The sequence below is a fragment of the Yoonia vestfoldensis SKA53 genome, assembly GCF_000152785.1.
GTDB classification, from domain to species: domain Bacteria; phylum Pseudomonadota; class Alphaproteobacteria; order Rhodobacterales; family Rhodobacteraceae; genus Yoonia; species Yoonia vestfoldensis_A.
Genome location: NZ_CH672414.1, coordinates 45,099 through 69,512, shown reverse-complemented (window position 1 = coordinate 69,512; position 24,414 = coordinate 45,099). Strand labels below are relative to the sequence as shown.

Here is a 24,414-nt window from a genome sequence, read left to right as displayed (position 1 = left end):
AAATTGAGAGAGCTAAATGAAAAAAACTAAAGAACCTGTAATTACCATCGACGAGAAAGAATATGCGATTGCTGGCCTCAGCGAAGCAGCGCGCGCACATATCGCGAACATCCAGTTCGTAGATGTGCAGATTCAGCAAATTAATAATGAGTTGGCCGTCTGCGATACGGCACGCATGGCTTATACTGCTGCGTTCAGCCGCGAATTGGCTAAAGCCTGATCTTGCAAAACGCGCAGTGAATACCCTCATAGACAGATAGAAAGAGCACCATGGCCAAAATCACCGTAAACGGCATCGATTATGACACCGAGAACCTGAGCGTGAACGGCAAGGCCCAATTGGCCAGCCTGCAATTCCTCGAAGTGCAAATGCAGAAGCTTAAGAACGAAATTGCCGTGTATCAAACAGCGCGTGCCGGTTATGCCGCCGCTTTGCAAAACGAGCTTGCCAAAATCGAGGCAGCGTAACGCCATGAATACAATCACAGCCGCGATATTGGCGTCTGGCATGATCGGCGCGGCAGCCATGCTGTCCGCCTATTCACCGATGGCGATTGCGCAGACCCAGCCCGCGCCTACGCCTGCGACTGGTACAGACGCGCTGCTGACCATGCCGCTGTTAGAGGACAAACTGTGGTTCATTCACGCGTATGCTGGCCGTGTGCGGGCCTGTACCGCTGACGGCTCCAGTGTCGCAGGCGACCGGCCCGCGCCAAAGTGTTCGCAGTGGAGCGCATACTGATCTGTGCATCTGCCCTCTGGAGCTATTTCTGGAGAGTCTGCGCGTCTGACGCTGGGTCTCCGGCCTCAGGGCGCTGTACGGCGTTTGTAGGCGAGGCTCAGCTGTATCGTCGGGTCTAGGCTCACAGGACCAAGGACCAAGGTCCGAGATTCATGACCCATGGTCCGCTAACCCCAAGATCCGAGGCCCAAGGCCCACCCCTCATGCCCCGTGGTCCGAGGTCCAAGGCCCGCCCCCCAAATGCCGATGTCCCCGGTCCAAGCACCAACACCCCACCCAGCACGCTAGAGGGCTGCCCCCCTGAGAGTCCCCGCGCCGATTGCCCGCGGTGACTGGCCCACCAGTGGCACAGCCCCTCTACGCCCCGCCCTAGGCCCTCCTGTGCGGCCTGCGTTCAGATGGGCGCCCCACGCGCCAAGCCCCCGCACAGCCCGCCTGTGACTCCGCTCAAGCCCGCTGGCCGCAGTGAGCTACCCATCCCAAGCTATCCAGCAATCAGGCCTCCTCACAGCGCCCTGTATGTCCCAGCGTGCGGCATGCACCACGGACCTTGGCCGCACCGCATGCTTGCTGCGGAAGCATAGTTGTTATAGTATTACAAGCAGATGGAGCCGCAGAGGGGTTGTGTTGATTGGGGGGATCCAAGGACCGAGGTGCGCGTTGCACGAAGCAGGAAGTGGGGACCGAGGTCCCAGGTCCGCGTTGCACGGTGTGTCAGCCAAGGACCAAGGACCAAGGACCAAGTGCCACTTTACACGGACCGTAGTCGAAGGCCAAAGACCCGACAGGAGAGGCCCACATTCCACGGTGTGGTGGGCCAAGGCGTCACGGCCCTCGGTCCTTTGTCCACGGCCTGCGGCACCCGCACCTCGCACCTCGGTCCTTGGTCATGCTTCGCTGCGTTGTGCCGATACAGCGGGGCAGTCCGGAGCAGACGGTGATGACTTGTATGCCAACAACAAGCCAAATGAAAAAACAGCCAACAGAATTTGGCGACCAAACTAGATAGGTGCTTGCCTACAGCAAGGCCCCCCCAAAAAAGGGGGGTGGGGGTCCGTCTGGCGGCGTTTTCGTAGGGATGGAAAGGCTCCAGTTACCCCCATTGCGTTGGTGGGGTGGTGGCAAAAGCTAAGCTGGTGTCGTGGCTGGCTGGCGCGATTCCTTAGAAGGAGCGAAAACCAATGGCCGCGTGCCGCGCTGTCCCCCGCCGCGATCCTGATCCGCGGACCACGGTAATCGAACCTCAAACCCCGCATCTTGTCCCCTGGTGCTTGCCTGATCGGCGTGTATGTTATAATATATCAGTCGTGTAGGGCCGCAGCACTTCCCCTCTCAAGCGGATCTCGAGGTCCAAGGTTTACGATCCGCGCAGCTCGCAACCTGGTTCTGTTGCCGGCCGCACTGAGAGACGCTGCGGTCCTATACGGTGGACCTGGTGCCCGTTCTTAAAAGGCCGAGATCCGCGAGCCCTGCGCTGCCCTTGCTTGTGATGTTGGTTCGAGAACCGCGGACCTTGGATCTTTGGATGGGGTGCAGGGGGGCGAGGATGTGGGTCCGTGGTCCTCGGACCTTGCTTGGCAATGGAGGTGAACACATGGGCATAAGTTTTAAAGAGGCAGCGCAGATGTGGCAGTTCGGCCCTGATTGGCCCGGACAGGCATGTGGCGCCAAGACACGGGCCGGTACGCCCTGCAAGAATCCCGCAGTCACGGGCAAGGCGCGCTGCCGTATGCACGGTGGCAAGTCGACAGGGGCCAAGACGCCGGAAGGGCGGGCGAGACTGAGCGCTCTGCACCTCAAGCACGGGCGGTCCACGACCGAGGCCAAGGCGGAAGCCAAGCGGCGGGCGCAGGTCGGGCGCGAGATCCGTGCGGAGCTGAGGGACATCGAACGGGAAGCGATAGCAGGGGGCCTCTTGGCCAAGGATTGGCGGGAAATGTTCGAACCAAAACCGGACAAGTAGTTAGACGATACCAGCCTGTCCCGGTTGCCACAGTCCGCCACAGTTAATCATTTCACGGATATACTTGTAATAACAATACCTTATGGGGTAGTGCCACGGTTGCCACAGTAATGTACATAACCTTCCTAGAAATCTGATTGTCTGGATAAACAGTTTTTAGGGGGTGGTATGATATTACCGTGGCGACTGTGGCAACTGGGGCAGTTCGAGGTCAGAACGGTATATCGGCGTCGTCGTAACCGATGGGGCTGGCCGACGCGCTGTCCAAATCAAAGATATCTGCCATCCGAAACACGTATACCGACCGCCTAGCACCAAGCACACTGACCTTAGTTGTGTTGCGTGATTTATCGCATCGGCTTAGCAGCCCAGCCTCGCGCAAGCTCTTGGCGATCGCGCGCTCGGAAGACCCAAGATGGTTGTCGAGGCCAGATGCAAGCGCCTTGATCACACTGAGGGACGCAGTCGGATCAAGGTATAGCTCTTCGCCATCAACCCATCCAATCCTGGTTCCCATCGCCTCTGTGCGTATGCCGGACTGGCCGATGTCCACGTCTCGCCAGCCCAAAGCCCTGGCATTGTCAGGTTTGCCACCACTGCTGCGCTCGATGTGTGCTTTGCCGCTGGAGACGGCCGCACGCATGAGATCCACGAAGCGTTGGGCGTCTGAAGCCTCATGATCAATCGCTGCCTGGAGGTCTGCGAGAGTGCATGCTGCGTCTTTGGCGATATCCATAAACCCTTGGGTTACTTGGGAACTGATCTCACCAGCATCGTCTGCAAAGTCAAGGAACACGCGCAGCCCCATCAGAAGATTGGCCAAGTTGTCCTGTGTCCTTGCGTGTCCACTGGCGCCTATATTCTCGCGATCGATTTCCAGCGCCATGCCTATGAATTCATGAAGCGCATTCCGCTTTGACTCCATTGCCAGCCATTGGACAAAGCTTGCCATGACTTTGGCGAGGACGCCGTCTCGAGCGAGCTTTTGCAGCCCACTCAATACGGTGGTGTCTATCGCCCCCCTCGCCACATTGACGATCACAAGCCGGGCCTGCAACGAATGCCCATTCGGGATGTCTTCACCGGTCGCAAGAATGATGCCTCTCGGATGAAAGGCATTTCTGAGTTCGGCCTTTGACGTCATGCGGCTGCGGCCTGCTTGATTGCCTTGCGCGCGCAGAAGCCTCTCTGCGTTGGCATGAGTTTTAGCAACCTCGTGCCGTGTACCGCGGGCGACAAAATCGTCGACGATGAGTAGCGCATCCTTTGCCAAGAAGGCCGTCTTCTCGAGCGCGTTGCCAGTAGACGACCAGTTTGCAGGGAGATTTGCACCATCGAACTTTATGCCCCAAAACCCTTGCAGCACGCCGGCGAAGGCCGACTTGAATGTGCCAGTCGTGCCCTGCAAATAGATAGACAAAGTTGCGGGCATAAAATGGCACAGCGTGGCGCGCATGACACCGCCAAGCAGTACAAGCCCCACGCCGTCCTTCTGTACATCGCGGAATGCGCCCAACAGATCCGCAAGACCCAAGGTGCGAGGATCAGCAGGCGCTGGCAGGCTGAAATCGGCTAGCGACCCTTGCAGCTCGCACCTTGCTTCTTCGTTCAGCCCTTCGGTCCCGATACCACCCGAGGCCGTCAAGTACAGCAACTCATCGTCAAACTTAGCCCACCCTGTGTGCTGGCATAGCTGTACCAGCTCGGGATCAGACCGTTCTTTGATGGCGGCTGCAACATGGTCTCGGTATCGGCTGCCCACGAAAATCTGGGGACTGGCCCCCCACTCTGTGGCGAGCCATTCGAGACGGTCGAATTCGGAGGCAGGGACATCGATGGTGGGCAAAGGATTCCCTGTTTCCATTCTGCCCGACACCGTAAAGTGTCGGGCGGTTGTGAGGCCGTCAGCTTTGACGACCTCACGCTCGATTTCTGCGGTGAAGTTGCATAAGCGGACAGGTATGGCCTGCTTCTCTCTAGTCACCTTGAGCATGTGTAAGGCCCCTCCGAAATCTGCGTATTGGCGCTGCGCTTCGAGCGCGGCCTCAGCCACTTCCGCAGCCTGCCGCGCGGCCTCGCTGTCAGCTCGAAGCTGCGCGACGAGTGATGTCCGGTCATCCATGGCGGTGGTGCTTTTTTGCGATAGAGCGGGCAATATTTCTTACTTCGCAAAGTCCAAGCGGCGGCTGACAGCATCGCTGGTTGATATCAAGCAACTCCTTTAGGGTCTGCTCCTCTGTCAGCTTGCGAACACCGAGAAGAAAGCCAGCCCGCCGCGCCAGCGCATTGTTGCGCCCTCCCTCTGCGACGGGCGTGTAGAGTTCTGGCAGAACGCCACCACGCAGCTTTGGCTTGCGCTTGTCGGCCAGGGCTTGCCGCTCAGCCGCACGGATCATTTTGCGCAGACCGTCAGGCAGGTACGGTATAGCAACCGGTGCAAGTATATCGTCGCACTCATATATTGACCTTGCGACAAGCCCGAACTCACTGTCGAAATTGAGTTCATGAGGAGGCAGCAAGATCAGCTCACCTGACGAACGTACATAAACCCCAGGCAGGTCATCGAGTCCAGTTTCCAAGAACTGATCTTTACCACTGTAAAACAATACAGTGTGAAACCGTCCCTGCGACTGCCCCCGCGTAATAGTTTCGTGGCGAATAAGGGGGTCATCCTGTGGACAAAAGAAACCACGCTCCTCCAGTGTATGCAGACCAACACCGGGCGCATCGGTATACACTGACAGCGCTACTAGACCTGTTTTGGGCCCAGTTCTTAGCGCGATGTTTATTTGCTCTGGCTGTTCCAAGACGTAAAAGTAGGTGTCGACTGGGGACATGCGTTCGGCGCGCGAGCGTGTATCCTTAATGGGTATGCCATGCTCCACAAGGATGATGTCGATACCCATCCTGACCCAACTGGCTGCAGCAAGTGCTTTTTTATCTCGCAGAGATAGATCCGCTGGTGTTGAAAGCAGCTGCATATTGATTTCGAACTCCATCACCGTCCCTCCATCCGCTCGGTGAGCCATTGCTCCACTTCATCACGCAGCCATGCGACGCGATTGGCGCCGATGCGTACGCGGCTGGGGAAGTCACCTTGCGCTTCGAGGCGGCGCAGGTGGTTCGAAGAATAAGGAACCCGTGCCATTATCTCGGCACTGAGGATTAGTTCGGGTGGTAAGGTCCTATGATGGGCCATGTTCGCTCTCCATGTTCGAAGTTGGTCGATGAGAGCAGTATGAGAGCGTGTTAAACCTACGAGAATCCGTATGTCCTAGGTTTTATTATGGCAGAAGTATGCGTTCGACATGCTCCTTTAGGAGCAGTGAGTGTTGCTCAGCTTCATTTGGCGTGGCGTCGATGAAGCAGGCATAAAATGATAACAAGGTCGATTTATCGGCAATACTATTACCCTGTTCCACGTTTCCGATTAATTTCCCAAGATTCGTTGGTAGCTTGTATAAAGGGTCACTTTTTCGGACAATCGTAGCCCACCAACGTTCTACGCCTTTATGCAAGCCAATGAGTTGTGCATAGTTAAACCGAGCCGCGGCACAAAGGGTCGCTTCGCGGACATTATCATCGTGATGTCGCGGCCCAGATTTCCTGTCAGGCGATAAATAATCAGCTTGCTTATTGTTGGCGAGACACAGCAATGCATGGCAAAGATGTTCTTGCGCCAACTCGAGTTCAGGGGTGGCCTTCCTCTCGTGAAGCCCCTCCTCCAAAAGAAGGCATGCTAGCCAGCGATGTAGCATGTAAAAATGTCCACGGTCTGGGTAGAATTTGCTACAAACTGCTGGACAAGGCCGGTCACTGATCAACTCCAAGATCTCATTAAGGGATTGGTCAGGGTCTATTCCCACGAACCCCTTTCGCTTGTTTAGAGGCGAAACCTTTTTTGGCATCTTCAAATCCATTCTGCTTCTGCGGTTCGTGTCCGATGCGTCGTTTAACTGGCGCATTGCAAGGGTACATCCCGACGCTGTTGACAGGTTTCAGTATTCGCTTATAAACTAAGTTTAAAGAACTAAGGCGCCACATATGAAAACCATCAACATCCACGAAGCCAAGACGCATCTGTCCAAATTGGTTGAGGCCGCGGCAAAAGGCGAGGCGTTTGTCATTGCCAAGTCTGGCAGGCCAATGGTCAAGGTGACCATGCTGGAAGGACAGCTGCAAAAGCGGCTTGGCTTTCTTGCGGGCAAAGGGACAGTGCCAGTAGATTTTGATGAGATGTCTGCCGACGAGATCGCACAGATGTTTGCGGGCACTGAGGCATGAAGCTGCTTTTGGATACGCACATCTTGTTGTGGGCTGCATATACGCCTGATCGATTGTCGGCAAAGGCACAGGCGATGATCGCTGACACTGGAAATAGCCTGTACTTCAGCGTGGCGAGCTTGTGGGAAGTGGCCATTAAGGCGTCACTGGGGCGCGATGACTTTCGGGTCGACGTTGCAGAGCTACGGCTTGGGCTTGTGGCCAATGATTACGCGGAACTGGCAATCGAGAGTGCGCATGTACTGCGCGTGCCAACCCTGCCGCCAATCCACGCGGACCCCTTTGATCGGATTCTTGTCGCACAGGCGATGGCAGAGGGCTTTGTGCTGGTCAGTAACGATGCAAAGCTGAAGGCCTATGGTGGGCCAGTGTGGGATGTGTGATCGCAAAAAAGGCCGGACATCTCTGCCCAGCCCGTCTGCTGTCAGGGTCGCGTTGCAGGGTGCACAGCTAGAGCTTCAGCACAGCCGACCCTCGATGACATCGCCATGTGGCCCCATCCCCAGCGTGGCGGCCATAGCGGCTGTGCCAATGTTGGACGCGTCCAGCAGCGTCTCTTGGGTCAGGTGCGCGTAGCGTTGCGTGGTCTTGATCTGCGTGTGGCCCAAAAGCTTTTGGACCTCGTAAATGGAACGCCCGTTGTTGATCAGCAGGCTGGCGAATGTGTGCCGCAGATCGTGCATGCGGACGTCTGGTAACCCAGCCTTTTTGCGCGCGGTGTTCCAAGCATACCAGATGTGAACATAGGCTTTGCCCGTCTTTGGGTTCCCAAATATGAAATGGGAGCGTGATACGCCCCGCATCTGGTGCAGGACCGCCATAGCCCCGTCATTGAGGGGGAGATGGCGGGCATAGCCAGACTTGGTGTCAGGTATTCGCCACTTCCCCGTTGTCATATTGATGTCATGCCACGTCGCGTGCAGGACTTCGTTTCGCCGCGCCCCTGTTAGCACGAGGAAGGCGACAATATGTTTGAGCATCGTGTTCTGCGAACTGCAGATTTCGGCATAAAGTCGTGCCATCTCGTCAGCCCTAACATACCGCTCTTTTTTGTTGTTTTCTTTGAGTAGACGAACACCATGTGTCGGATTCTCCTTCACGCCGGCGATCTTCCAGTCGCGCCATGCCGTGTTGAACATATACCGCAACAAGATGAGCCGCCGGTTGACGGATCCAGGCGCTGCCCCCGCCTTCAGGCCCGCCTGCTGCATGTTGAGAACATCCTCCGTGGTGATCTCATCTAGATGTTTCTTGCCGAACGTGGGGATGAGGTGGGTGCGGATCAACGTCTCGTCTGTTTTCCATGACCGCTTGTTGGCTTGCGAGAACGGCATGTAGCTATTCCAAGCGAAGGCCTCAAAGGTCGGGACCAGTTTCTTGCCAGCCCTCTCCTTGAGCGGGTCGACCCCCATCGCGATCTTGTTGCGCATCCTCTCGCACAATGTCCGAGCCTGAGGCAGGGTCACATCACCAGCATCGGCCAGCTTAATATAGCGCGTCTTGCTGCGATCATCGGAGTAGCGCAGGTAATAGGTCCGCCCACCAGAGATACGCACTTCCAGACAGAGCCCTCGCGTCGACGTGTCGAAATAGGTTTGTTTGCGTTTGCCTTCTGGGCAGTCGGCATGAGATACAAACTGGGAGTCGAGTCTAGCTTTTGGCATAAGAGGCCTCCGAATGAGCGATAAAGCAAATAATTGGTCAGATAGTCCAGAATCAATACCAGTGCTTCACCCAAGGCGCAAGTATACCATCAAGCTGGCAGCAGCCCTGAGGGCTGGTAGGTCAATATTAGGTCTGTCGCAGGTGACTTTTGCTCAGGATATGGGGATATCGAAGTCTAAATTGGCCCGTGCGGAGACAGCCGCGGGATCCATCTCCAGCGGAGACCTAGAGTATGCTTTAAGTGTGTTCCGTAGTGCAGGCGTGATGATTGACCTGACTATCGAGGGGGATCTCCGCCTTACGGTGCCCGATAACAAGCTGCACCTAATTGAGGCTGCGATAACCGCTGGCATGGGCGCAGATGGGTCGTTCGATGAGGTGGCATCCGACCCAAAAACGTCTAACCCAAAATGATAAATTAGGTATAGATTTGGTCATATGGATCACATGCGGTCTTTTGGTCGCTAAGTGACTCTCCGGAATCACTTTTCTGGAAACCCACACTGTGTCGCTCACTGCAGGTCTGGATACGATCGTTGGCGGGGCTGGCGATGATACCGTTTCCGGCTTGGTTGATGCTCAGACACCGGCAAGCTCCACACTCAACGCAGCGGATAACATCAATGGTGCTGCTGGAAGTGATACCCTGAAAATCACAACTCAAGGGACCACGGCAATTACAGACGCGACAAACGGTGCTGCGATAACCAATGTTGAGACTGTTGAAATCCGTGCTGTATCAACCGCGGGCGTCACACTTTCGGGCGCAAACTTGCCTGGCGTCACGTTGATCAATAACAATCTGTCAACAGACGCTTTGACGCTCACAAACCTTGCAGACACAACCGCCATTCAGGTAACCGGCAATGGTGTTGCGACAAATGGTGCCACTACGGCTACTTACGTTGCTGCGGCAACAAGCGGAGAGTTGACAATTACAGGCGGTGTGACCGCTGGTGCAATCGCTGTTGACGGTACTGGCCTGACGTCTTTGTCGATAACATCTTCGGGTGCTGCTAACACAACTGGCGCCATCTCCACAACCGGTACACCAACTGCGGTAACTATTAATGCTTCGACAGCTCTTACAACGACGGGCTTGACCGTAGGCGCCAATGCTGCTGCGCAGACCCTGACAATCACAGGTGCTGGTACAGTGACGCTCGGAACTTTGGACGCTGATTTTGCAACCGTGACTGCATCGGCAAACACTGGCGGTGTTGTTGCAACTCTTAGCACGCTTGTGACCGGTGCAACTACCGGCAGCGCAGGTAATGATACCTTCACCACAGCCGCAGTTCTGACGACTGGTTCTGTAAACGCAGGTGCAGGGACAGACACGCTTGTCGTTGCGGCCTCAGCTCAACTTGCCTCGGCCACCTTGGGTGCAAAGTACACCAACTTTGAAACTTTGAACGTAGCTGATGGCGTGTCCGTTGATTTGGATAATATTGCCGGCATTACTGCTGTAGGGATCACTGCAGGCGGTGCAGCTACCGGTGTGACAGATTTGACAGCCACGCAGGCTGCTGCGGTGACTATGATCGCTGGCAACGCTACCACTACGATCGGTGTTAAGGGCGCTACGACGGTTGGTCAGATTGATACCGTCAAGATCACATACAGTGATGGTGACTCAACCCTTAACGAAGACATCAACGGCGCAGCGTCTAACCTGACACTTGCCGGTGTGGAAAATCTTGAAGTGACCTCTGTGGATGCGGCTGAGATTGTACAGTCGGCAGCAACCTCTGGTTCCTTGACAAGCGTTAAGTTGTTTGGTGCTGGTAACCACTCCTTTACAACAGGAAACATGGCGACCTCGAACTTCACCCTCGACGCGTCAGGTTCTACAGGGACAAACACTTTGAGCGCAGCGACCTTTGCGACAAATGGTGTGGCGATCACGGGCGGTTCTGGGGCTGATACGATCACTGGTTCGGGTCAGGCTGACGTGATTATTGGTGGTGCTGGAAATGATACAATCACCGGCGGTGATGGTACAGACACAGTGACTGGTGGGGCTGGCGCAGATACGTTTGCATTTGCGGCTGGCGACAACGCTGGTGCTGACGGTGCTGCTGTTGCGGATATAATAACTGACTTCGTGGCTGGTACTGATAAACTTCAGTTCGGCAATACCGATATTGTGTCGGCTCAGCAATCTGCTGTTCAAGCAGCAGTTACTGCACTCGCTGCTGGTTCTACAGATGCTCAAATTGCCACTGCAATGGTCGCAGCCAACACAACAGTCGAGGGCGTGTCGTTCGCGGTGTTTAATGGCAATACGTATGTATACGTCGAAACAACTGCAGACGCTCTTACCCACGTTGAAGCAAATGGTATCTTCATCCAGCTGACCGGTGTGACAACGCTCCCACTCTTTGCGACCGACGTTATCGCATAACACGGTTTGTAGAACGTTATGCCTGCCCCCTTCGGGGGCGGGCGCAAACACCAAAAACCAATCTTACCAAGCATCAGGTTTGATGTTGAAGCCGACGGTGCCACTGAGCATTCATTTGCTGCCAAACGCATTGGGCGCCGGTGTTTTCTGAGTTTTGGTCCTTCTCATGGTAAGTAAAAGCCCCGTGCGTCAGTGCGGGGTTTTTCATTTTAAAGCGTCAGGAACACCATGCCCCGTTATGAACTGATCACCAAATCCGGCTTTGCCGCGCAAGCCTGGCGGCGTCATAACAGTTATGCCTTTGCCGCTACGGATGCTGTCGCTCCGCTTGTGGTGACGGAATTGGCCAAAGCCTGCATGTGTCTTCCTATTGCCTTCATGAAACAAAACGACACGTTTGTTCCCCATGCTGTGCAGGGGCTGGAACCTGGCCGCAACCTGTTCGTGGTCAACGGCACATGGGTCGCCTCCTATACCCCCGCCGCCTATCGCGGTTATCCTTTCGCACTGGCGCAGGGCGAGGTCGATCAGCTCCATCTGTGCATCGACATGGACAGCGGTCTGGTCGGCGCGGGCGAGGGTTTCGACCAGCCGTTTTTCGACGAGGCGGGCGAGGCTGCGCAACCGGTGAAGGACGCGCTGAATTTCCTGCAGCAGATATACCGCAACCGTGCCGTGACCCAGCGTGTCTGCGCGGCGCTGGCCGCCGAAGACCTGTTCCAACCCTGGCCTTTGACCGTGCAAGGCCCCGACGGCGAACGCCGTGTGGACGGCCTGTTCCGGATTGATGAGGCACGGTTAAATAGCCTCGATCCCGAAGCCTTGGCCCGCGTTCAAAAGGCCGGTGGTCTGCCTGTGGCGTATTGCCAATTGCTCAGCATGGGAAACATTCAAACGCTGGGCCTGATTGCGCGCAAATTGGACGAGGTGAAAAACCGGATGCCAGAGATGTCAGATCAAATCGACGTCGATGGTATTTTGCAGCGGCACAAAGCGAATGATAATCTGGACAGTTTGGAAACAGACAATGACCGCAATCTGGTTAATGTCGTTGCCGACGAAGGCGACTTTGACCTGTCCTCTTTTGTGAATTCCAAACACCGCGATTAAATCAGCCTCGATGACGGTTCTTGTGAAGCCGTATTCTGCGAATAGACCTGAAGAAATGAAAGAGACAGATGATTGACACCAAGGATGCCAAAATCACGATCGACGATAAGCAATACATGATTGCAGATCTGAGCGAGGCAGCGCGCGCGCATATTGCCAATATCCAGTTTGTGGATGCGCAGATTCAGCAGTTGAACAACGAATGGGCTGTCTGCGACACCGCCCGCATGGCCTATACCGCTGCATTTAGCCGTGAAATGCAAAATGCCTGATCCTGCAAAACGAGCATTATTTTTATAACAAAATATGAAATGAAGAAATGGTAAAAATTACTTTAGACGGAATAAAATACGATACGGAAAGTCTGAGCGTGAACGGAAAGGCGCAATTAGCGAGCATCCAATTTTTACACGTGCAGATGCAACATCTGAAAAACGAAATTTCCGCATATCAGACTGCCCGCTTCGGTTATGCCACCGCCTTGAAAGCTGAGCTTGCCAAAGTCGAGGCAAAGTAGCGCGATGAATACAATCACCGCCGCGATATTGGCTGTCGGTATGATCGAGGCGGCAGCCATGCTGTCGACCTATTCACCGATGGCGTTTGCTCAAACCCAGCCGGCACCGAATAGCGGCACAGATGCGCCGCTGATCATGCCGCTGTTTACCCCGAAAGCGGCCAACCATTAGGGCCATTAGGGCCAGTATGGTGTCCGGCGATCGGCGACCGCCGGCATCCCTGTCGCTGGTGCAAACGGACATGCCGCCACAACCACAGCAAGAAAAAAGTTCAAAAAAGCATGGAGCTTGTTCTATTAAGTCGAACAACGTCCGTCTTTATGATTCCGATCTTCTGCTAACGTATTGTAATCAAAGGATACCACCATGCCCGTCATTGATCTGACTGCACAATTTGTCGCATCTGCAGTCTGCCCTAGCACGAAGCGCAAGGAAGTTTTTTTTGACCGTCGTGTGAAAGGTCTTGTGCTTGAAGTGCGCACATCCGGCGGCATGACCTATTACATGCGCTACACCGACGATCGGAGCAAGACCCGCTATATCAAGCTCGCCAATGTGGGCGATATCACGCTGCCACAGGCCCGAGGTTTGTGCCGCCAACACCGCAACAAGCTCGCATTGGGCATTGACCCCCTTGCCGAAAGGGCCGTCAAACGGCTGGTGCCCACTTTTGGTGATTTTGTACGCGAGCGTTACTTGCCATTTGCGCAGGCAAACAAGCGGTCTTGGAAAACCGACGAGACTTTGGCCCGCACACATCTGACCCCACAATTGGGGACCATGCATATGGATGAGATCACTATCGAGGATGTTCTGAGCTTGCAGCAGATTGGCCTGAAAGCCGGCGCAGCGCCCGCCTCGATCAATCGACGGCTGATTTTGTTGCGTTATATGTTCAACCTGGCGTGGCGCGATTGGAAGATCGCGGGCGTTACAGGCAACCCCACGCATGGCGTTCGTCTGCTGAAGGAAAACAACCAAAAAGAACGATATGTAAGAGCCGAAGAGCTTGCGCTGCTTTACCGGGCGGTGAAAGAGTCCCAAAACAAGATGCTGCAACATATCGTCGCTTTCTTGCTGCTAACGGGGACACGCCGGAACGAGGTTCTGCATGCCACCTGGGAAGATGTTGATTTGATCAAAGGCATGTGGCGCATTCCGCAAACAAAGTCTGGTTTCGCGCGCCATGTCCCGCTGAATGACGGTGCATATGCGGTGCTGCAACAGATGCAGGGCCGTTCTCAATCGCATTACATCTTTGGCAATCCCAAAACAGGCAAGCCTTATGTGCATGTTTGGTACGCTTGGAATTCCGCACGCGTGAAGGCTGGCTTACCCGATGTCCGCCTGCATGATCTGCGTCATACATTCGCCAGCCTGTTGATCAATAATGGCCGCTCAATCTATGAAGTCCAAAAACTGCTCGGGCATACGCAGATCAAAACGACACAACGCTACGCGCATCTTACGCAAGAAACCTTGCTTGATGCGTCAAACATCGGGACAGCTGCGGTGGCCGCGACCTTGGGGATGGTTCCACAGCGCAATGTGATCGAAGGCGATATCTATGACGCGGTGGAACTGGCCCCGGACCGACAGGCTGGAAACAGACGCAGAGCCGCCATTTCTACCGGATCGGAGATGCCGAATGCAGCCATAGGGCAAGTGTTGGACCCTGGTTCACAGATGCACCCGGCTGGATAACAAAAAGCGTGGCAAGACGATTATCTTTGGGCAGTTGTGCAAGACCTGTCAGGCCGCCGCCTCGGGCGCATCGAACCCAAATAGCCACGCAGTGCGGTTAATCTGGTCCTGCGTGGCCCCAGCGCCGCGCAGCAAGAGACCAGTGCTGGATACAGCCATCGTGGCGCTAGTATCGGCCCCCGTCGCGATATCCGCAACAATGGCGTCACCCGCTGTTAACCACCCAAGGTCTTTACTACGTGCTCCATTCCGAACACTTTGGCGCGGGCCTGTCCCCTGCCACACTGGCCCCATCCGCCGTACACGCGCGCACACGGCCGCCATGGGCGTGGATGAACCAACCTTTGTCCTGCAACAGCGGCATGGTCAGCAGGGCGTCCGTGCCGCTATTCGGTGCCGGCTGGGTCTGGGCAATCGCCATCGGTGAATAGGCCGACAGCATGGCTGCCGCCCCGATCATACCGACAGCCAATATCGCGGCCGTGATTGTGTTCATCGCGTTACTTTGCCTCGATTTTGGCAAGCTCGTTTTGCAAAGCAGCAGCATAACCGGCACGCGCTGTTTGATACACAGCAATTTCGTTCTTCAGCTTTTGCATCTGCACCTCCAGGAATTGCAGGCTGGCCAATTGGGCCTTGCCGTTCACGCTCAGGTTCTCGGTGTCATAATCGATGCCGTCTACGGTGATTTTGGGCATTTTTAGGCTCTTCCATCTATCATTGAAGCAATTAGCAGCAAACAGGTTGGCGCTCAGGCCTTGGCCAGTTCCCGCTTGAATGCCGCCTCGTAGGCCATGCGGGCGGTGTCGCAAACAGCCCATTCGTTATTCAACTGCTGGATCTGCGCATCCACAAACTGGATATTGGCGATATTTGCACGCGCAGCCTCGGTCAAATCAGCAACCGCGTATTCTTGCTCGTCTATGGTGATCTTGGCGTCTTTGGTATCAGTCATTTGGCTCTCTCAGTTTTTGCGGTTCTGTCCACGTCACGCGCTGCCGTCCGGCGACCGCGCACTATCCCTACTTAATCGTTCTGTTTGGGATTCACAAATGCGGACAGATCGAAATCGCCGGTATCAGCCGCAATATTGACGACATTGTCGTTTTCGACCGGTGCCAGTGTCTGTTCCGGCTCGGAGGATTTATGCCGCTGCAGTATCCCGTCCACATCAATCTGGTCGGTCATTTCGGGCATCCGCGTTTTGAGCTCTTCCAATTTCCGCGCAATCAGGCCCAGCGTTTGAATGTTTCCCATGCTGAGCAATTGGCAATACGCCACGGGCAGACCACCGGCCTTTTGGACGCGGGCCAACGCTGCGGGATCGAGGCTATTCAACCGCGCCTCATCGATGCGGAACAAGCCGTCAATTCGGCGTTCGCCTTTGGGGGTTTGCACCTTCAACGGCCAGGGTTGGAACAGGTCTTCGGCAGCCAGCGCCGCACACACCCGTTGGGTCACGGCGCGGTTGCGGTAAATCTGTTGCAAGAAATTGAGCACATCCTTGACCGGTTGCGCCGCCTCGCCCGCATCGTCGAAGAACGGCTGGTCAAAACCCTCGCCCGCGCCGACCAGACCGCTGTCCATGTCGATACATAGATGGAGCTGATCGTCGTCGCCCTGCGCCAGTGCGAAAGGATAACCGCGATACACGGCGGGGGTGTAGGGGGCGACCCATTTACCGTTGACGACGAACAGGTTACGGCCCGGTTCCAGCCCCTGCACGGCATGGGGGATGAACGCGTCGTTTTGCTGGATGAAGGCGATGGGCAGGCTCATGCAGGCCTTGGCCAGTTCCTGCACCACCAAGGGCGTCACGGCATCCGTGCCGGCAAAGGCGTAGCTGTTATGACGCCGCCAGGCTTGCGCGGCAAAGCCGTTTTTTGTGATGTGCTCGTAGCGGGGCATATTCTTCCTAACATATTCTTACAGAAAAACCCCGTACTTTCGCACGGGGCTTTTCACTTACCATGAGAGGACCAAACTCAGAAACAATCGGTGCCTAATGCGTTTTACAGCAAGCGAATGCTGGATGACATAAATCGTTTCAACATCGAGGATGATGTTTGGTAAGGTTAGATCTCGATAAGATAACCTGCCCCCGAAGGGGCAGGACTGCAGCAAAACTATGGAGCGTTAGGCGAACAGAACATCAGCAGCAAGAATGGAGGTTGCATCAGATACACCATTCAGCACTGCCATGATTTCAATTTCAGCGGCGTCAACAGCGTCGTCAGTTGCTGCGTCAGCACCGGTGAATTTGAACACGCCAGTGTGCGTACCATCGTCGACTAGTACCATAATCACATCAGTCGTTGACATTGCTCCTGTCAAACCAAGTGCCGTAATAACATTTGCTTCCATTGTTGCTTCGGTCATTGTTCCAGCCATAAACGCTGCGAAAGTGCCACCAGCGACATTAGTAGAGATAGTCAAGACTGTCGCGTTGTCGTCGGCAACTTCTGCTGCCTTGATTGATGCACCGGTTGAAAGAGCAACTGCACCGTCATTGTTAGTGGCTGCGCCGACACCCAACCACGCAAACGTTGCATCCAATGCTGAGAGATTATCATCAGTTGCAGTTCCGCCGAAATCAAACCCAATGATATTGTCATAGTTTGCGGCGCCAACAGAAAGCTCCACTTCGTCAGCAAGAACTGTCGTCTCAGTCAGTGTTATAGTATCGACACCTGCGCCACCACCAATGTAGTCAGCACCTTCACCACCGGTGATCGTATCGTTACCCGCTTCACCCTCAAGAACGTCAGCCAAGGCACCACCAGTGATGGTATCATCGCCTGCACCGGCATCAACATCCAAAATACCACTACCAGCAGTGATTATGTCAGCACCAGAACCCGTGTCGAGGGTGAATGTTCCAGTAGAAGCTGGACCAGTTACGGTCATCGCAACGGTGTTATTGATTGCGAAAACATTCACCGCCTCTGTGCCAGTTACACCAGTTGCGTTTAGTGTTGCAATCTTAGTCGAGCTAAACTCTTTAGTTCCATTAGCACCGAGCGTAATCAAGTTGGTGCCGACCAAAGTTACCGAAGTCAAATCTGTGGACGTGATGTCGCCAGCAACGACGAGATTAAAAGCAGAGGAGTCGAAGGTCACAGTTTCAATTTCATCAATCGAGAGATCGCCCGTCAACCCTGCGTCTGCGGTTGTGGCTTTCACAGTGAGGCTGTCTGCCGATCCATCAATCAGCTTGGTCAACGTAGCAGCTGTTGTCGCGACGCCACCCTTCAGGTTGAACGTTGTCACAGCAGCACCAACATTAGTGAAAGTCGTGGTTGCTGCACCAGCAGTCAGTGTCGTAAAAGTATTGCCGGTGGCAAGATCCGACATCACCTGAGTGCCTGCGTTTGCACCAAGCTCGAAAGTTTCAAAACCTGAAATAGTAGTCGCATTAGCTGCAGTAATCACAGCAGCAGAAACGAGCGTGTCCGTTCCTTCACCACCAGAGATTATCATTGTAGTGTCAGCATAATCATCAAGGTCGACAGTGTCGGCACCAGCACCCATGTCGACTGTCAACACACCGATATCTGCCGGTGCAAGCACACCCAGATCCAGTGCGTCGGCACCAGCTCCAAACGTGAGCGTCTTCGCGTTTGTTGTACCGGAGACGCCATCCGCACCAAGGAGAAGCGTCATGCCACCTGTCGATGCAGAAGAGTTAAAGGTCGCCAATGAAGTAAATGCAGCCGTTGCGCCAAAGTCTACAGATGCAGAACCTGTTACAGTCACGGTCGAAACTTCAACAAAAGCAGAGTCCAGATCGTTAAAGTCTGACGCTGCACCAGTTGCATTGATCACCAGCGTTTCAATGTCACCGTCAGTATCTGAAACCGACCCTACATCAATATTTTCGAAGCCGTCGCCACCCGCCAGGACGAACCCGCTTACGTTAAGGGTGAATGTGTCGTTCGTGCCAGCAAGCACCGTGTCAGCAAACGTGATAGTCACGTCATCAACGACGTTTTCCAATGTCACCGACGCCGCATCAACAATTCGCGTCAAAGTAATGTCGCCAGCGGACTGGACATACTTAACGCTCTGCACACCCGAGATATATGTGGCCGAAGAAGTCGAAAATACGACCTCTCCTGCCGCTAGGTCTGTCAAAACAAGATTTTCAACGTTTGTGATCGTGCTGGTAGCAAGGCCACCGCTCAAAGTAGCGGACAATGTGTCCGTACCAGCGCCACCGTCGATGGTATCGCCGGTATTCAAAGTTAGCAGGGTATCGACCCGTGCGCCGGAGATTGTATCGTCGCCTGTACCACCGGCTACTGTGTCAGTACTTGTAGTGAGCGAACAGAATCGGCTTCCCAGAAAAGTGAGTCTTACGAGTCACTTAGCGACTGAATTAGTCTTATCAGACTACTGTACCTACGTATGACCCAAATACCTTGGTTGGTAGGTGCTGATTTGCTTTCGCCATCTTGCTTCGCGATCGCAGATCGTCGCCAGATCAATCGGGCGATGTCTCTCTATTCTTCTCGAGCGTCTCAAACATCTGCGACCTGAAGACAACGGTTGGGTTGTCCTCAAGAACGCCAGTAATATCAATATCATGCGCCCTGAAGAAGCTGATGGCGCGTAGCAGGATATTGGCTGGGAACGAGCCTGCGCCTCGTTCACACCGGGTTATCGTCGACTGCGATACGCCCAGCTCCGATGCCAGATCAGCTTGCGATATACCTAAACCAGACCTAGCAGCCCGCAATACGATCGATATCTTCATCTCGTCTGTTCTGCTTGACATCAGTCCCTCGTGACTATTAAAGTCATATATATACTTTCAAAATCATAGGGGACTACAATGCCCGCAGTTGAACTGACATCCACCTTGGTGGCTACCGTAGTCTGTCCAGACTCAAAACGGAAGGAAGTTTTCTTTGATCGACGCGCAAAGGGCCTCGCGCTCGAAGTGCGGATCTCAGGTGGACGGACCTATTACCTGCGCTACTCCGATGATCGCAGCAAGACGCGCTACATCAAGCTGGCCGATGCTGGTGATGTGACCCTGCCTCAGGCTCGGACATTGTGCGAGAGGATGCGCAACAAGATCGCGATGGGGGTCGACCCGCTCAAGGAGAGGGCTGGCAAGAAACTGGTCCCGACCTTCGAGGCCTTCGCTTGGAACAGCTACATGCCGTTCTCTCAGGCCAACAAGCGGTCATGGAAAACAGACGAGACGTTGATCCGCACCCACCTCATCCCCGCGTTCGGCAAGAAACATCTAGATGAGATCACCACGGAGGATGTACTTAGCATGCAGCAAGCTGGCTTGAAGGCTGGCGCAGCGCCTGGGTCGGTGAATCGTCGGCTCATCTTGCTGCGGTATATGTTCAACACGGCATGGCGCGACTGGAAGATCGCCGGCGTGAAGGAGAATCCGACACATGGGGTTCGTCTGCTCAAGGAGAACAACAAAAAAGAGCGGTATGTCAGGGCAGACGAGATGGCACGGCTTTATGCCGAAATCTGCAGTTCGCAGAACACGATGCTCAAACATGTCGTAGCCTTTTTGCTGTTAACAGGGGCGCGGCGCAACGAAGTCCTGCATGCGACATGGCAGGACATAAACCTGACAACGGGGAAGTGGCGGATACCTGACACCAAGTCCGGCTATGCCCGCCATCTCCCCCTTAACGACGGGGCTATGGCGGTACTGCACCAGATGCAGGGCGTATCACGCTCCCAGTATATCTTCGGGAACCCCAAGACCGGCAAACCCTATGTCCATATTTATTACGCATGGGACACAGCACGCAGGAGAGCAGGTTTGCCAGATGTTCGCATGCACGATCTGCGGCACACCTTCGCCAGCCTGCTGATCAACAACGGCCGTTCCATTTATGAGGTCCAGAAGCTTTTGGGCCACACGCAGATCAAGACTACGCAACGCTACGCGCACCTGACCCAAGAGACGCTGCTGGACGCGTCCAACATTGGGACCGCCGCCATGGCCGCCACGCTCGGGATGGGGTCACATGGCGATGTCATCGAAGGTCGGCTGTGCTGAAGCTATAGCCGTGCGCCCTGCAACGCGACCATGACAGCAGACAGGCTGGGCAGAAATGTCCGGCCTGTTTGATTTGGCATTCCGGTTGTCAAATGGCCAAGCGATAACGCCGAGTAATCCCACTTGAATGCAGTCGTTCAATGGCCTACTTTAGGGCATGGAGTTCGAATGGGATGACGATAAAAGTGAGGCATGCCTTCGGCAGCGGGGCTTTGACTTTGCTTATGCAACGCAAGTGTTCTTCGATCCAGGCCGGACTGTGTTGCCCGATGACCGCATGATCTATGGGGAAGTCCGCTACCAAGTTTATGGCACCGTTACCGGACGGTTGTTCGTGGTGGTATTTACTCAACGCGGTGGACGGTTCAGGATTATCTCGGCGCGGAAGGCCAACCAAAGAGAGGTGAAACGATATGGGCGTTTACAAAACTGACGGCGCAGCCCCAGCAGGGCGTATTGATGTCTCGCGGGTTGACGCCACCACTGAGGCGGAAATCAAACGCCATATGCTAGAGGACGATCTGGCTGCGCTTGCCGATGCAGGCGATTACGCGCGCCAGATCCGAAGGCGGCTAGGCCTGACGCAGGTCCAATTGGCCACAAAGCTTGACGTTCCTATCGACACACTTCGGAACTGGGAGCAAGGCAAGCGCTATCCGACCGGCCCTGCAAAGGCGCTCCTCAAGATATTGGACCGTGCGCCAGAGGCTGCCCTCGCAGCGCTGAACGGCGCGTAGTGAGCGTGGGCGTCTCCTGTGCTCAAGGCTGCTTCGTTTCTCGGACCACGCTGTAGAGGTAGGTGGTCCTTGGTCCTCCGAGGAACAATGGGTTATCTCGTCCAAGCATCTGAAAACTAACCTATTAGTTCGAGTGAGTTCGCGCTCCATCTTCTATATTGACCTATCCTGTTATTTCTGTATTTTTCGCATTAGCAGCGTGGGGCGGCAGAGCGTCCCTGGTTAAGCTGCTTGGCCGTTGAATCTAGCCAGAGGCGTGATTGCCTCGCAAGACCACGTGGTTCCGCAAGAACCAGCTCAAGACTCTGACAATCTAGGGCAAGCGTAGATGTCTGAAGTCCCCCACCGAGGGCTGGATATTTCTTAAAAACGACAGTTTGCAGCGTTCCTCCAGCCCCCATCGCAACCGGGGTAGGACGTCAGCCTGCCACGTGCATAGATCAGACTCCTGCCCCCGCCAACGGACAGGAGAAAAAAATGTCCAGTATTAATACAGGCGTAAACCGCCCAATCAGCCCTCTACTTCGCATCGATGAGGTAGCCGAACTTTTGGGCTGCAGCACGCGGCATGTCCGCAATCTGCACCGTGAGGGCCGCATGCCGCCGCGTATCGCCGTCAGCGAACGCATCGTCGGCTGGCGCGAGAGTGATCTCGAAGCATGGCTCTCTTCCAACAAGGAAGGGGGCTCCGATGTCTGAAGTTTTCATGATGTCTAAACAGACAAAGGCAGCACTGATTGCCGCTGCACAGCAGGCCTATGACTGGTCAGGAGCCTTCCCTGCGGCATGTCTGCCAGGGGTAGCACCCCTTTCACAAGGTGCGCCCGCTCAAAGCGAGGCCCAAATGGTGCGCGACTTTAAGCGTCACAAGAAGGGTTTGGTCGGGCTACGGAGTAGCTCAAAAGGCCTTGCGATCCTGCTTCGAAACGTACCGGTCGGCGTGGATCGTCCCTCGGAACTCGCAAGACGCTTCTTCGACCCAGATAGGTATCTCGTGACACGCACAAAAACGGTCGACCTTGCCGCGGGCCGGATAACGCTCATCGACACAGTGGTGATAAAGTCCCCCTTTGGTTTTCCTCTAGGCATGCGGACGAAGGATCCAAGCATCGTTCTTGTGCCAGACGACAGCTGGGCGCTGTTTTCGACAGCGGGTGAAACCGTGATCGGTTTTCAGCGCGCCAGCTTGGCGATGTCGCTCCAACAGCTCAACGGTGGCACCTTCACCAACCGCGATATCATGGAGCTGTCACCAGACGATTGGGCCACTCTGTTAGGGAGGGACGCAGCATGAGCGACATGACACCCCTCGAAGTCGCACTGATGGTTGCAGGCACAACTGGCTATCGCGTTTTTCCGTCAAACCAGCAGAAAAAGCCATGCGTGAAAGATCCCTTCGGAAGAGCCACCAATGACAAGGCGGGCATCGAGGAACTGTTCGGGAATTTCCCGAATGCTATGACCGCCATCCCAACGGGCCCAATTAACGGCGTCACTGTCGTCGATCTCGATGTGAAAGGAGGTGTAAACGGGATCGAAACTTTGCGTGGCCTGATTGATGACTTGCCCCCGACGATGTTGGTTCGAACACCGTCGGGCGGAATTCATCTGTATTTTCGTACCGGTTCAGAGGGTCTGCCCTCATCCGTCGGGAAGCTCGGGCCGGGCATCGACATCCGCGGCAGTGGCGCGAATGCTATCAGTTTTGGCAGCACGTCCCAGAAGGGCATGTACCGCTGGGATCACAGCGTATCTGGTTTTACGTGGCGGCCTGCACCCATGCCGGCTGATTTAAAGAGGCTGATCTACGCCGCGACCCCCTCGAGTGGAACCCAAACAACCAACGGATACACACGCTCGGACGTTGGGGAACGGCTCACTACCCCAATCGTCACAGGCCAACGCAACAGTGAGCTCGCATCGCGCATCGGCTACTTGCTGAAAGTCTATTCCCCTCAGGAAGTTCACGATCTCGCCCATCACATGAACAAAACGCTCATGACAGAGCCGCTTATTTTGAAAGAGGTTGATGAGGTTTTTTGTTCAATCCTGAAGCGGGAGTTGCGGAAATGACAGAGAATAGCCAGTTACAAGAACTTCTCGCGCAGGCGATGCCAAACCAGGCCCCGCCTCCCCGAAACCTTTTTCCGTTCGTCGTCAGCGCGACTGAGCTGATGAAACGGGACATGCCCCCGAAACAAATGTTGCTCTCGACCTTCATGCCCCGTTCAAGTTTCGGCATGGTCGTCGCGCCGCGTGGCATTGGGAAGTCGTGGTTTTCCCTCGCACTCGGTGTTGCCATCTCAACTGGGCAAGGTGTGTTTCTCGGCTGGAAGATCCACCAGCAAACACGGGTGCTCTATGTCGATGGCGAAATGCAAACGATCGACATCCGCGATCGCATAAAGGCGCTAAGCGGCGGTCAGGAGCTGGACAGCCTCGACATCCTCCCGAGCGAAGAGCTCTACCAAGAAGGTCGTCCAGTCTGCCTAGATGACCGGACAGAGCAAAGCCAGATTGAGGCAATGCTTAACGCGTTGGAGGCTGAGGGCCGCAGGCCCGGGCTGATCATCTTGGATAATCTGTCAACGTTGCGGCGCGGCGTGGACGAAAACTCCAACACTGAGACGCAAAGTCTGGTCGATTTCTTGGTGAAGTTGCGCCACAGCACATACGCCGTGTTAGTCGTTCACCATACCAACAAAGCTGGGAAACAGCGCGGTGCGTCGATCATCGAGGTCCCGATGGACTACGTCATTGAACTCAAGAAACCCGAAGGGGGCGCTATCTTCCACCAAGGCGCCAACTTTGAATTGAGTTTCTCGAAAATCCGTGGGCGTGCGCCGGAGAATGCCAACTTCGTCGCTGTTCTTGATGAGGACGCTGATGGCAAGTTGGCATTCAGTGTCGACCACGCAGCCTTCGAGGTGAGCGATGATATTATGGTTCTTCGCGTTGTCGCTGAATCGCAAAAAATACCCACTCAACGTGCTATAGCAGCCAAGGTTGGCTGCTCGGCGGGAAAAGCCAACAAAGTCATCCAAAAGCTTGCGAAAGACGGGATGATAGAAAAGGACGCCCGTGGTACGCGGCTCACGGACTACGGGCGCTACGCGCTGCACGAAGCCTTTCCCGACCGGTATGATCCACCGCCTAATCCGGAGCGGTTTCAAATCCCGTTCTAATGTTCACGCCAAGTGTTCACGCCCTTTTGCTCAGCTTCTGTTCACGCAACCACACCAAC

31 protein-coding genes are annotated in these 24,414 nt (G+C 55.0%); 20 read left to right on the top strand and 11 right to left on the bottom strand.

Annotated elements, in window-relative coordinates:
• Positions 1–16 precede the first annotated feature (16 nt).
• From SKA53_RS00370 to SKA53_RS00355, 4 genes are all read left to right on the top strand, one after another.
• The gene (locus SKA53_RS00370) at positions 17–220 is read left to right on the top strand and encodes a DUF6447 family protein (RefSeq protein WP_007204034.1); all 204 of its coding nucleotides are present in this window, start codon (positions 17–19) and stop codon (positions 218–220) included.
• Positions 221–270: 50 nt separating this feature from the next.
• A complete protein-coding gene (locus SKA53_RS00365) occupies positions 271–468 on the top strand; it encodes a DUF6447 family protein (RefSeq protein ID WP_007204033.1) in 198 nt (65 codons plus the stop codon).
• Positions 469–472: 4 nt separating this feature from the next.
• Positions 473–742 (top strand): hypothetical protein, encoded by a 270-nt coding sequence (locus SKA53_RS00360; protein ID WP_007204032.1) that lies wholly within the window; start codon positions 473–475, stop codon positions 740–742.
• Between the two features lie 1,594 nt (positions 743–2,336).
• On the top strand, positions 2,337–2,705 hold the full coding sequence (locus SKA53_RS00355) for an HGGxSTG domain-containing protein (protein WP_007204031.1): 369 nt from the start codon (positions 2,337–2,339) through the stop codon (positions 2,703–2,705).
• A gap of 211 nt (positions 2,706–2,916) precedes the next feature.
• On the opposite strand, the gene SKA53_RS00350 is transcribed toward SKA53_RS00355, so the two are convergent.
• The 4 genes from SKA53_RS00350 to SKA53_RS00340 form a co-directional block, all read right to left on the bottom strand.
• Positions 2,917–4,827 carry a DUF927 domain-containing protein gene (locus SKA53_RS00350; protein ID WP_007204030.1) on the bottom strand — a complete coding sequence of 637 codons (1,911 nt, stop codon included), beginning with the start codon at positions 4,825–4,827 and terminating at the stop codon, positions 2,917–2,919.
• Positions 4,820–5,704 carry a primase C-terminal domain-containing protein gene (locus SKA53_RS00345; RefSeq protein WP_242601224.1) on the bottom strand — a complete coding sequence of 295 codons (885 nt, stop codon included), beginning with the start codon at positions 5,702–5,704 and terminating at the stop codon, positions 4,820–4,822. The genes SKA53_RS00350 and SKA53_RS00345 overlap by 8 nt, the downstream gene beginning before the upstream one ends.
• A complete protein-coding gene (locus tag SKA53_RS15080) occupies positions 5,704–5,853 on the bottom strand; it encodes a helix-turn-helix transcriptional regulator (protein WP_110549045.1) in 150 nt (49 codons plus the stop codon). The genes SKA53_RS00345 and SKA53_RS15080 overlap by 1 nt, the downstream gene beginning before the upstream one ends.
• A 136-nt stretch (positions 5,854–5,989) precedes the next feature.
• Positions 5,990–6,625 carry a hypothetical protein gene (locus SKA53_RS00340; protein ID WP_007204028.1) on the bottom strand — a complete coding sequence of 212 codons (636 nt, stop codon included), beginning with the start codon at positions 6,623–6,625 and terminating at the stop codon, positions 5,990–5,992.
• Positions 6,626–6,749: 124 nt separating this feature from the next.
• Between SKA53_RS00340 and SKA53_RS00335 the strand changes: the two genes are divergently transcribed.
• Together SKA53_RS00335 and SKA53_RS00330 are read left to right on the top strand one after the other, a co-directional pair.
• Positions 6,750–6,989: a type II toxin-antitoxin system Phd/YefM family antitoxin gene (locus SKA53_RS00335; protein WP_007204027.1), complete on the top strand. Its 240-nt coding sequence runs from the start codon at positions 6,750–6,752 to the stop codon at positions 6,987–6,989.
• On the top strand, positions 6,986–7,372 hold the full coding sequence (locus SKA53_RS00330) for a type II toxin-antitoxin system VapC family toxin (protein WP_007204026.1): 387 nt from the start codon (positions 6,986–6,988) through the stop codon (positions 7,370–7,372). The genes SKA53_RS00335 and SKA53_RS00330 overlap by 4 nt, the downstream gene beginning before the upstream one ends.
• A 75-nt stretch (positions 7,373–7,447) precedes the next feature.
• On the opposite strand, the gene SKA53_RS00325 is transcribed toward SKA53_RS00330, so the two are convergent.
• Complete coding sequence (locus SKA53_RS00325; protein WP_007204025.1) at positions 7,448–8,653, bottom strand: site-specific integrase; 1,206 nt, start codon at positions 8,651–8,653, stop codon at positions 7,448–7,450.
• Between the two features lie 13 nt (positions 8,654–8,666).
• On the opposite strand from SKA53_RS00325, the gene SKA53_RS00320 reads away from it, so the two are divergent.
• The 7 genes from SKA53_RS00320 (at position 8,667) to SKA53_RS00295 (ending at position 14,393) form a co-directional block, all read left to right on the top strand.
• Positions 8,667–9,068: a helix-turn-helix domain-containing protein gene (locus SKA53_RS00320; RefSeq protein ID WP_131494560.1), complete on the top strand. Its 402-nt coding sequence runs from the start codon at positions 8,667–8,669 to the stop codon at positions 9,066–9,068.
• A gap of 91 nt (positions 9,069–9,159) precedes the next feature.
• Complete coding sequence (locus SKA53_RS00315) at positions 9,160–11,061, top strand: beta strand repeat-containing protein (RefSeq protein WP_007204023.1); 1,902 nt, start codon at positions 9,160–9,162, stop codon at positions 11,059–11,061.
• 228 nt (positions 11,062–11,289) lie between these two features.
• On the top strand, positions 11,290–12,171 hold the full coding sequence (locus SKA53_RS00310; protein ID WP_007204022.1) for a SapC family protein: 882 nt from the start codon (positions 11,290–11,292) through the stop codon (positions 12,169–12,171).
• A gap of 68 nt (positions 12,172–12,239) precedes the next feature.
• The gene (locus tag SKA53_RS00305; RefSeq protein WP_007204021.1) at positions 12,240–12,443 is read left to right on the top strand and encodes a DUF6447 family protein; all 204 of its coding nucleotides are present in this window, start codon (positions 12,240–12,242) and stop codon (positions 12,441–12,443) included.
• 47 nt (positions 12,444–12,490) lie between these two features.
• Positions 12,491–12,688 (top strand): DUF6447 family protein, encoded by a 198-nt coding sequence (locus tag SKA53_RS00300; protein WP_007204020.1) that lies wholly within the window; start codon positions 12,491–12,493, stop codon positions 12,686–12,688.
• 4 nt (positions 12,689–12,692) lie between these two features.
• Positions 12,693–12,860, top strand: a complete 168-nt coding sequence (locus SKA53_RS15465; protein WP_007204019.1) for a hypothetical protein — start codon at positions 12,693–12,695, stop codon at positions 12,858–12,860.
• Between the two features lie 195 nt (positions 12,861–13,055).
• Entirely contained in the window at positions 13,056–14,393 is a 1,338-nt protein-coding gene (locus SKA53_RS00295; protein ID WP_007204018.1) for a site-specific integrase, read from the top strand.
• 235 nt (positions 14,394–14,628) lie between these two features.
• Here the strand turns inward: SKA53_RS00295 and SKA53_RS00290 are convergent, their stop codons facing one another.
• The 6 genes from SKA53_RS00290 to SKA53_RS15805 form a co-directional block, all read right to left on the bottom strand.
• Positions 14,629–14,889 (bottom strand): hypothetical protein, encoded by a 261-nt coding sequence (locus tag SKA53_RS00290; protein WP_007204017.1) that lies wholly within the window; start codon positions 14,887–14,889, stop codon positions 14,629–14,631.
• Positions 14,890–14,893: 4 nt separating this feature from the next.
• On the bottom strand, positions 14,894–15,091 hold the full coding sequence (locus SKA53_RS00285) for a DUF6447 family protein (RefSeq protein WP_007204016.1): 198 nt from the start codon (positions 15,089–15,091) through the stop codon (positions 14,894–14,896).
• Positions 15,092–15,144: 53 nt separating this feature from the next.
• Positions 15,145–15,348, bottom strand: coding sequence for a DUF6447 family protein (locus SKA53_RS00280; protein ID WP_007204015.1), 204 nt, complete (start codon positions 15,346–15,348; stop codon positions 15,145–15,147).
• A gap of 71 nt (positions 15,349–15,419) precedes the next feature.
• Positions 15,420–16,301 carry a SapC family protein gene (locus tag SKA53_RS00275; protein ID WP_007204014.1) on the bottom strand — a complete coding sequence of 294 codons (882 nt, stop codon included), beginning with the start codon at positions 16,299–16,301 and terminating at the stop codon, positions 15,420–15,422.
• Between the two features lie 228 nt (positions 16,302–16,529).
• Positions 16,530–18,578, bottom strand: coding sequence for a beta strand repeat-containing protein (locus SKA53_RS00270; RefSeq protein WP_165474474.1), 2,049 nt, complete (start codon positions 18,576–18,578; stop codon positions 16,530–16,532).
• A gap of 298 nt (positions 18,579–18,876) precedes the next feature.
• Positions 18,877–19,149, bottom strand: coding sequence for a helix-turn-helix domain-containing protein (locus SKA53_RS15805; protein ID WP_165474473.1), 273 nt, complete (start codon positions 19,147–19,149; stop codon positions 18,877–18,879).
• 78 nt (positions 19,150–19,227) lie between these two features.
• On the opposite strand from SKA53_RS15805, the gene SKA53_RS00260 reads away from it, so the two are divergent.
• The 7 genes from SKA53_RS00260 (at position 19,228) to SKA53_RS00230 (ending at position 24,355) form a co-directional block, all read left to right on the top strand.
• Positions 19,228–20,433, top strand: coding sequence for a site-specific integrase (locus tag SKA53_RS00260; protein ID WP_007204011.1), 1,206 nt, complete (start codon positions 19,228–19,230; stop codon positions 20,431–20,433).
• Positions 20,434–20,590: 157 nt separating this feature from the next.
• Complete coding sequence (locus SKA53_RS00255; RefSeq protein WP_007204010.1) at positions 20,591–20,866, top strand: BrnT family toxin; 276 nt, start codon at positions 20,591–20,593, stop codon at positions 20,864–20,866.
• A complete protein-coding gene (locus SKA53_RS00250; RefSeq protein WP_007204009.1) occupies positions 20,847–21,170 on the top strand; it encodes a helix-turn-helix domain-containing protein in 324 nt (107 codons plus the stop codon). Before SKA53_RS00255 ends, SKA53_RS00250 begins: the two co-directional genes overlap by 20 nt.
• A 477-nt stretch (positions 21,171–21,647) precedes the next feature.
• Entirely contained in the window at positions 21,648–21,869 is a 222-nt protein-coding gene (locus SKA53_RS15075) for a helix-turn-helix transcriptional regulator (protein ID WP_040482708.1), read from the top strand.
• A complete protein-coding gene (locus SKA53_RS00240) occupies positions 21,862–22,464 on the top strand; it encodes a hypothetical protein (protein WP_040482707.1) in 603 nt (200 codons plus the stop codon). The genes SKA53_RS15075 and SKA53_RS00240 overlap by 8 nt, the downstream gene beginning before the upstream one ends.
• Complete coding sequence (locus SKA53_RS14960) at positions 22,461–23,243, top strand: bifunctional DNA primase/polymerase (RefSeq protein ID WP_007204006.1); 783 nt, start codon at positions 22,461–22,463, stop codon at positions 23,241–23,243. The genes SKA53_RS00240 and SKA53_RS14960 overlap by 4 nt, the downstream gene beginning before the upstream one ends.
• The gene (locus tag SKA53_RS00230; protein ID WP_007204005.1) at positions 23,240–24,355 is read left to right on the top strand and encodes an AAA family ATPase; all 1,116 of its coding nucleotides are present in this window, start codon (positions 23,240–23,242) and stop codon (positions 24,353–24,355) included. The genes SKA53_RS14960 and SKA53_RS00230 overlap by 4 nt, the downstream gene beginning before the upstream one ends.
• Positions 24,356–24,414: the final 59 nt, after the last annotated feature.